Here is a 5,980-nt window from a genome sequence, read left to right on the forward strand (position 1 = left end):
CGTGCCAAGCACAAGCTGAAGGAAGCCTGCCATGAGCCTGGCCCGCATCTCCGCCATCGCCGCGACCGTTTCCATTCTCGCGGGCTGCGCAGCGCCCCAGTCGGTGCCCGCCCGCGACATTCACGCGCTGGAGACCGCCGAGCGCATCTGTAATGTCGGCAGCCTGACGCAGGAATATAACCGGATGCGCAGCGAGGCGCGCTCGCTGACCACGCCATCGCACTGGTCTTCCAACTGGCTGCTGGCACCCTGGCCCGGCCATTATATCGACCGGCACTCCACCACCAGCACTTCGCAATCCACCGAGACAGGCACCCGCCCGCCCTTCGGACCATCCACGCCGACGATTGACCTGGTGCGCACGTTCGAGGTCGATCTGGATGCCTCCTACCGCGCCTCCACCGCGTCGTGTCAGGCCCATGCTGCCTGCATGTACCAGAACCGCTACAATGAGGGCTACTGCCAGCGCTCCGGCGCGGACTGGCAGATTGCGCAGGAACGCTTCCAGAGCCTGTCCTATCGCCTCGCCGATGTGCGGGTGCGCATGGCCGAGATCTGCCCCGATTGCCCGCCCCTGATCGTGGTGCCCCACCATCGCGGCCAGTACGGCTACGGGCATAGCCGCTACGGGCGTCACTACCCGCCATACCGGCGTCACCGGGACTGCGAGGATTATATCGGCGGTGTCTTCACCACCAGCTCCTGCCGGTATTGAGGCAAGCGCCAAACCGTGAGGGCGGCACTTTGTCAGCCCTCACGGATATATTGGCTTGATCGACGTTTGGCATAACGGCTAAACCGGCCAGTGGAGAGGTGGCCGAGTGGTCGAAGGCGCTCCCCTGCTAAGGGAGTATACGCCAAAAGCGTATCGAGGGTTCGAATCCCTTCCTCTCCGCCAGCGCCTTTTTCTGATAGAAGCGCCACTCTTGACACGTCAGCGGTCGTGTTGCCCCGCCGCTCACCAAGCTAAACTTCATCTCTTTCTCCCGCCTGACCAAGCGGCGAACTCGCGAAGGCCTGCACGTGCGCAGGGGGCTCAGCTCACCCGTGCGGAGCGGGCCAGTTCACGTGCCAGGTCAACGAACACCTTGAAGGCCGCTGGCGGGTTGCGGCGGCTCGGGTAATAGAGGCAAAGCGGCGCGAGCGGTGGCGTCCAGGCCTCCAATAGCCGCTGCAGGCGGCCAGCCTCGATATCTGCACGAACATCGGACTCCATGAAGAATCCGACCCCGAGCGACTCCAGCACCGCGATGCGCGCGAGGCTTGCCTCGTCCAGCGTGATCGGACCGTCGACATCCACATGCACCGGCTCGCCCCCGGACGCGAACTGCCACCGGAACATGCTGCCATTGGGAAGGCGGGTGCGGATGCAAGCATGGGCCATGAGGTCGGATGGCACGCGAGGCAACTCGCGGCCTTCAAGATAGTCCGGGGTCGCTACCACCGCGTAGCGGCGTGGCTGGCTAATGGGAATGGCGATCATGTCGCCGGGTACAAGCGGCTGACTGCGCACACCGAAATCGAAGCCGCCGGCTACGATATCCACCAGCGCGCCTTCGGTCACAATATCGACCCGGACATCGGGAAACCGCCTCAGGAACTCGATGATCAGAGGCGCGAGGATTTCGCGCCCCGCCGTGGCGAACGTGTTGATGCGCAGCGTGCCGGAGGGCGTTTCCTGCTGCGCACGCACCGCGTCGAGCGCCTGATGAATGTCACGAAGCGCGGGGCTTACCTGGTCAACGAACCTCCGCCCGGCGCCGGTCAGCGACACGCTGCGCGTGGTGCGGTTGAAAAGGCGTACGCCGAGCTGTTCCTCGAGTTTGGCGACTGTATTGCTGAGCGCGCTTGTGGACATTCCGATATCCAGCGCGGCCGCACGAAAAGAGCCCCGGCGACTGATCGCCAGAACGGCATCGAAGTCAGACAGTTTGTAGATCGACATTGTCCTGATTTTCTCAACGCCTTATCTCACTTTGTCTCGATTATCAGCATGGTGTCAACGTACTATGTTCGAGGCAATGAAATGAACGGGAGACAGACCATGAGTATCAACCTTCCCGCGGTGATCGACGCCTATTTCAAAGGAGACAGGCGGGGCGACGCCCAAGCGATAGCCGCGTGCTTCACGGCGAATGCGGTGGTTGTCGACGAAGGCAACACCTATGCCGGGCGCGATGCGATCCGTCAGTGGATGGCCAATGCCTCGACCCTGTACACCTACACGGTCGAGCCCTTCGCGATGGCAAGGGACGATGGGCGCATCATCATCACCAGCCACCTCGCCGGAACCTTTCCCGGCAGCCCGGTCGACCTGCGCTATATCTTCGAGCTGACGGACGGGATGATTTCCAAGCTGGAGATCGTTCCATGAAGCCCTTCATCACACTTGAGGGTAAACGCGCGCTCATCACCTCCGGTACGCGCGGTGCGGGAGCGGCGACGGTGCGGCTCTTTGAGGCGCTGGGCGCGCATGTACTGACGACGGCCCGCACACGGCCACCCGAAATGCCCGAAGCGCAGTTCGTCGCGGCGGACCTGACCCGGCCAGACGGTTGCGACAGGGTCGCCACAGCCGTGCGCGACAGGCTCGGCGGGGTGGACATTGTGGTGCACATGCTGGGCGGATCCTCGGCACCGGCAGGGGGCTACCGGGTGCTCGACGATGCACAGTGGAGTCAGGAGATCGACCTCAACCTGATGGCGGCGGTTCGCCTGGACAGGGTGCTCCTGCCGGGAATGGAGGCGCAAGGCGCGGGCGTGGTGATCCATGTCACCTCCATCCAGAGCCGGTTACCGTTGCCCGAAGCGACAACGGCCTATGCCGCCGCTAAGGCGGCCCTGTCGACCTACAGCAAAGCTCTGTCGAAGCAGGTCGCGGCGAGAGGTGTACGCGTGGTGCGGGTATCACCGGGCTGGATCGAGACGGAATCCTCAGTGAAGCTGGCGAAGCGCCTTGCGGCAGAGCACGGGGTGAGCGTCGAAGAAGGCAAGCAGATGATCATGAAGTCCCTTGGCGGGGTGCCCGTTGGCAGGCCGTCCAAGCCTGAGGAGATCGCAAGCCTCATCGCTTTCATCGCATCGGACCGTTCAGGCACCATCACAGGTAGCGAATACGTGATCGATGGCGGCACCATGCCAACAGCTTGAACGCCCGTGGTACCCGTTCAAGGCTCAAGACAACGCCCATGCTGCAATTGCGTAGCTGCCATGCGCCCACGCCCATTGCGCTGTGCGCGCGCATGTATAAACCGCCCCCATGCTTACGATCTCAAACCTCGATTACCGCATCGGCGCACGCTCCCTGTTCGAGAATGCGTCGGCGCAGATATCCAGCGGCTGGAAAGTCGGCCTGGTGGGCCGCAACGGCACCGGCAAGTCGACCCTGCTCGGGCTTATCCGCGAAGAGATCGAGCGCCCCTCCCCGGATTCCTCGATCCGCCTGAACAAGGGCGCGCGGCTGGGCTGGGTGGCACAGGAAGTCGAGCCATCGGACGAGACGATCCTCGATGTCGTGCTGGCGACCGATAAGGAGCGCCATGCGCTGCTGAAGGAAGCCGAAACGGCTGAGGATCCTGACCGGATTGGCGAGATCCATATGCGCCTTGCCGATATCGATGCCTGGTCGGCAGAGTCTCGCGCCGCAGAAGTGCTGATGGGTCTGGGTTTCACTGATGCCGATCTCTACCGCCCGACGCGAGAGTTTTCGGGCGGCTGGCGAATGCGCGCCGCTATCGCCGGCGTCCTGTTCTCCGAGCCGGATCTTCTGCTGCTCGACGAACCGACCAACTATCTCGATCTGGAAGGCGCGGCGTGGCTTGAAACCTATCTGAAAAAATACCCCCACACCGTGCTCATCGTCTCGCACGACCGGGAAATGCTGAACCGCTGCGTCACCCACACGCTGGCGCTGGAACACAAGCAGCTTTCGATTTCGCCGGGCGGGTATGATGCGTGGCTGAAGCTGCGCGCAGCCAAAACAGCCTTCCTGGAGAGCCAGCGGGCCAAGCAGGAGGCCGACCGCGCCCATCTGCAAGCCTTCATCGACCGGTTCAAGGCCAAGGCCTCCAAGGCGAGCCAAGCCCAGTCGCGCGTAAAGATGCTGGAGAAAATGCAGGAGATCACGGTTCCCCTCGACGAGCGGACCGTCCCCTTCTCCTTCCCCAGCTCAGGCGATGCCTTGTCGCCGCCTCTGCTGCAATTGCGCGATGCGGTGCTGGGCTATGGCGAGGATGCTGTGATCCTCAAGGGTGTGGACCTGCGCCTCGATCCGGATGACCGCATCGCCATTATCGGTGCCAATGGTCAGGGCAAGACCACGCTCGTCAAATCCATCGCGATGCGCCTGGCCTTGATGGGCGGCGACAGGGTCGCCCCGCGGGCGTTGCGTATCGGCTATTTCTCGCAAGACCAGCTCGATGAACTGCGCGCAGGCGAAACGGTTCTGGACCATGTGCGTGACGCCCTGCCCAAGGGCACGACCGAGGCACGCCAGCGCGCCGTTGCGGCGGCGATGGGCTTTGCGCACGAGAAGATCGGCACGAACATCGAAAAACTTTCAGGCGGGGAGAAGGTGCGCCTTCTGCTCGGCCTGATGGCGATGGAAAAGCCGCACATACTGATCCTTGATGAGCCGACTTCCCACCTCGATATCGACAGCCGCGAGGCGCTGATCTATGCGCTCAACGAATACGAGGGTGCCGTCGTGCTCATCACCCACGATGTGTATCTCGCCGAAGGCACTGCTGATCAGCTCTGGCTGGTGAAGGATGGCCGGGCCTCACGCTATGACGGCAATCTCAATGATTACCGCAAGCTGATCCTGCAGGCCGACAAGCAGGCGGCGGCCCGCTAAGGCTCTACCTGCCGGAGCGAGCCTTTGCTAGAGCTCCAGGCGCAGCTCATGACCAGGGGCTTGTCAGGCGCTTCCACCAGGTTTGCCGTGGCGGCTCACGGCCAATCATATCAGCGAGCCCGGTTGGCAGGGTGCCAAGATCGTAGCCCTGGCGGCGCAGGCGGCGCCTCGCTGTTTCAAGTGCGCCACCAACACTGGCGCCTGCTGCCGAACACTCCGGCCCGCCCGCGACCTGAAGCGTGACCCAGGATTGCGGCCCGGTTCGCCAGCCCGCCACACCGCGCCGTTCCTGGCCTGATGCGCGCTCGGTGAACGCCACCTGTTCATAGACATCGTCTGAGACCGCATTCGGGTCGATGGCCGGTTTAGCCGGCGCTCGCGGCGCATCGAGAAGCGCGTGCTGCTCGACGCGCCGGATTGCGACTTCCAGCCGCCCGGCCTCGCTGTCCGGCGCGCCAGCCCGCAATTCAGTGTAAACCTGCTCGCGTGTTTCCGGCGTCAGGGCGCCGGCGGCAGACAGACGCATCTGGAGTTCGCGATACCAGTCGGTCACCGTGCTTGCCTCGCGCCGGACGCCTATCCGAGACGGGTGATTGGTGAGCAGATTGACGCAAATGTCCAGACACCCGGCCGGTCACGGCAGGGGCGCTCTGTATCAGTTCGCGAAATAGTAGAAATCGAGCATCAGCCCGTCCGGGCCACGCTGGCCACGGGGAAAGAAGCGTGTCCGGTTCACCCATTGCAGGCGTTCCGCTCCGGTTTCCAGCTTTGCAGCGCCGGTCGATTTGGCCAGCGACATGTCGACGGGCTCACGCGCGATCAGTGCGCCGAAGGCTTCCGCGGGCACATAGCGCGTGCCGATATTGCTGACATAGATCAGCTCGTCGTCATCCGTCTGAAGGATGTAGCGGGCATCAAGGTCAATCTGTCCGCCCGGCTTTATGGTCTGGAAGTCACCGCCGAAGGGCAGGATGCGTCCCTTGATGTCCGGACCGGCGAAACTGCCGCCCAATATGGGAACGATGCGCCGGAAGCCTTCAGGGGTCAGCCCGACATCCATCGGCTCGCCCAGTTCGATGACCGAGCGGGTGAAGTGCTTCAGAACCGGTGGCTTGCTGATATCGG

7 protein-coding genes and 1 tRNA gene are annotated in these 5,980 nt (G+C 63.3%); 5 read left to right on the forward strand and 3 right to left on the reverse strand.

Going from position 1 to position 5,980, the window contains the following annotated elements; translation table 11 throughout:
• Nucleotides 1-31 precede the first annotated feature (31 nt).
• Together ACTS2Z_RS11215 and ACTS2Z_RS11220 are read left to right on the forward strand one after the other, a co-directional pair.
• Entirely contained in the window at nucleotides 32-715 is a 684-nt protein-coding gene (locus ACTS2Z_RS11215) for a hypothetical protein (protein WP_442573297.1), read from the forward strand.
• 92 nt (nucleotides 716-807) lie between these two features.
• Nucleotides 808-898, forward strand: a tRNA-Ser gene (locus tag ACTS2Z_RS11220).
• Nucleotides 899-1,036: 138 nt separating this feature from the next.
• Here ACTS2Z_RS11220 and ACTS2Z_RS11225 read toward each other — a convergent pair.
• Nucleotides 1,037-1,945 carry a LysR family transcriptional regulator gene (locus ACTS2Z_RS11225; protein WP_442573298.1) on the reverse strand — a complete coding sequence of 303 codons (909 nt, stop codon included), beginning with the start codon at nucleotides 1,943-1,945 and terminating at the stop codon, nucleotides 1,037-1,039.
• Between the two features lie 99 nt (nucleotides 1,946-2,044).
• On the opposite strand from ACTS2Z_RS11225, the gene ACTS2Z_RS11230 reads away from it, so the two are divergent.
• The 3 genes from ACTS2Z_RS11230 (at nucleotide 2,045) to ACTS2Z_RS11240 (ending at nucleotide 4,855) form a co-directional block, all read left to right on the forward strand.
• Nucleotides 2,045-2,374: a nuclear transport factor 2 family protein gene (locus ACTS2Z_RS11230; protein WP_442573299.1), complete on the forward strand. Its 330-nt coding sequence runs from the start codon at nucleotides 2,045-2,047 to the stop codon at nucleotides 2,372-2,374.
• A complete protein-coding gene (locus tag ACTS2Z_RS11235; protein WP_442573300.1) occupies nucleotides 2,371-3,150 on the forward strand; it encodes an SDR family oxidoreductase in 780 nt (259 codons plus the stop codon). Before ACTS2Z_RS11230 ends, ACTS2Z_RS11235 begins: the two co-directional genes overlap by 4 nt.
• 109 nt (nucleotides 3,151-3,259) lie before the next feature.
• Nucleotides 3,260-4,855: an ABC-F family ATP-binding cassette domain-containing protein gene (locus ACTS2Z_RS11240; protein WP_442573301.1), complete on the forward strand. Its 1,596-nt coding sequence runs from the start codon at nucleotides 3,260-3,262 to the stop codon at nucleotides 4,853-4,855.
• Between the two features lie 46 nt (nucleotides 4,856-4,901).
• On the opposite strand, the gene ACTS2Z_RS11245 is transcribed toward ACTS2Z_RS11240, so the two are convergent.
• Together ACTS2Z_RS11245 and ACTS2Z_RS11250 are read right to left on the reverse strand one after the other, a co-directional pair.
• Nucleotides 4,902-5,408 carry a hypothetical protein gene (locus ACTS2Z_RS11245; protein WP_442573302.1) on the reverse strand — a complete coding sequence of 169 codons (507 nt, stop codon included), beginning with the start codon at nucleotides 5,406-5,408 and terminating at the stop codon, nucleotides 4,902-4,904.
• Nucleotides 5,409-5,510: 102 nt separating this feature from the next.
• A partial coding sequence (locus ACTS2Z_RS11250) for a DUF3237 family protein (RefSeq protein WP_442573303.1) occupies nucleotides 5,511-5,980 on the reverse strand: 470 nt, incomplete at its 5' end.

The sequence above is a fragment of the Glycocaulis sp. genome (assembly GCF_052168375.1).
Classification (GTDB): domain Bacteria; phylum Pseudomonadota; class Alphaproteobacteria; order Caulobacterales; family Maricaulaceae; genus Glycocaulis.

Coding starts and splice junctions, on each gene's coding strand:
- ACTS2Z_RS11230 (WP_442573299.1), top strand. CDS start 2,045: ATGAGTATCAACCTTCCCGCGGTGATCGACGCCTATTTCAAAGGAGAC.
- ACTS2Z_RS11240 (WP_442573301.1), top strand. CDS start 3,260: ATGCTTACGATCTCAAACCTCGATTACCGCATCGGCGCACGCTCCCTG.
- ACTS2Z_RS11225 (WP_442573298.1), bottom strand. CDS start 1,945: ATGTCGATCTACAAACTGTCTGACTTCGATGCCGTTCTGGCGATCAGT.
- ACTS2Z_RS11215 (WP_442573297.1), top strand. CDS start 32: ATGAGCCTGGCCCGCATCTCCGCCATCGCCGCGACCGTTTCCATTCTC.
- ACTS2Z_RS11235 (WP_442573300.1), top strand. CDS start 2,371: ATGAAGCCCTTCATCACACTTGAGGGTAAACGCGCGCTCATCACCTCC.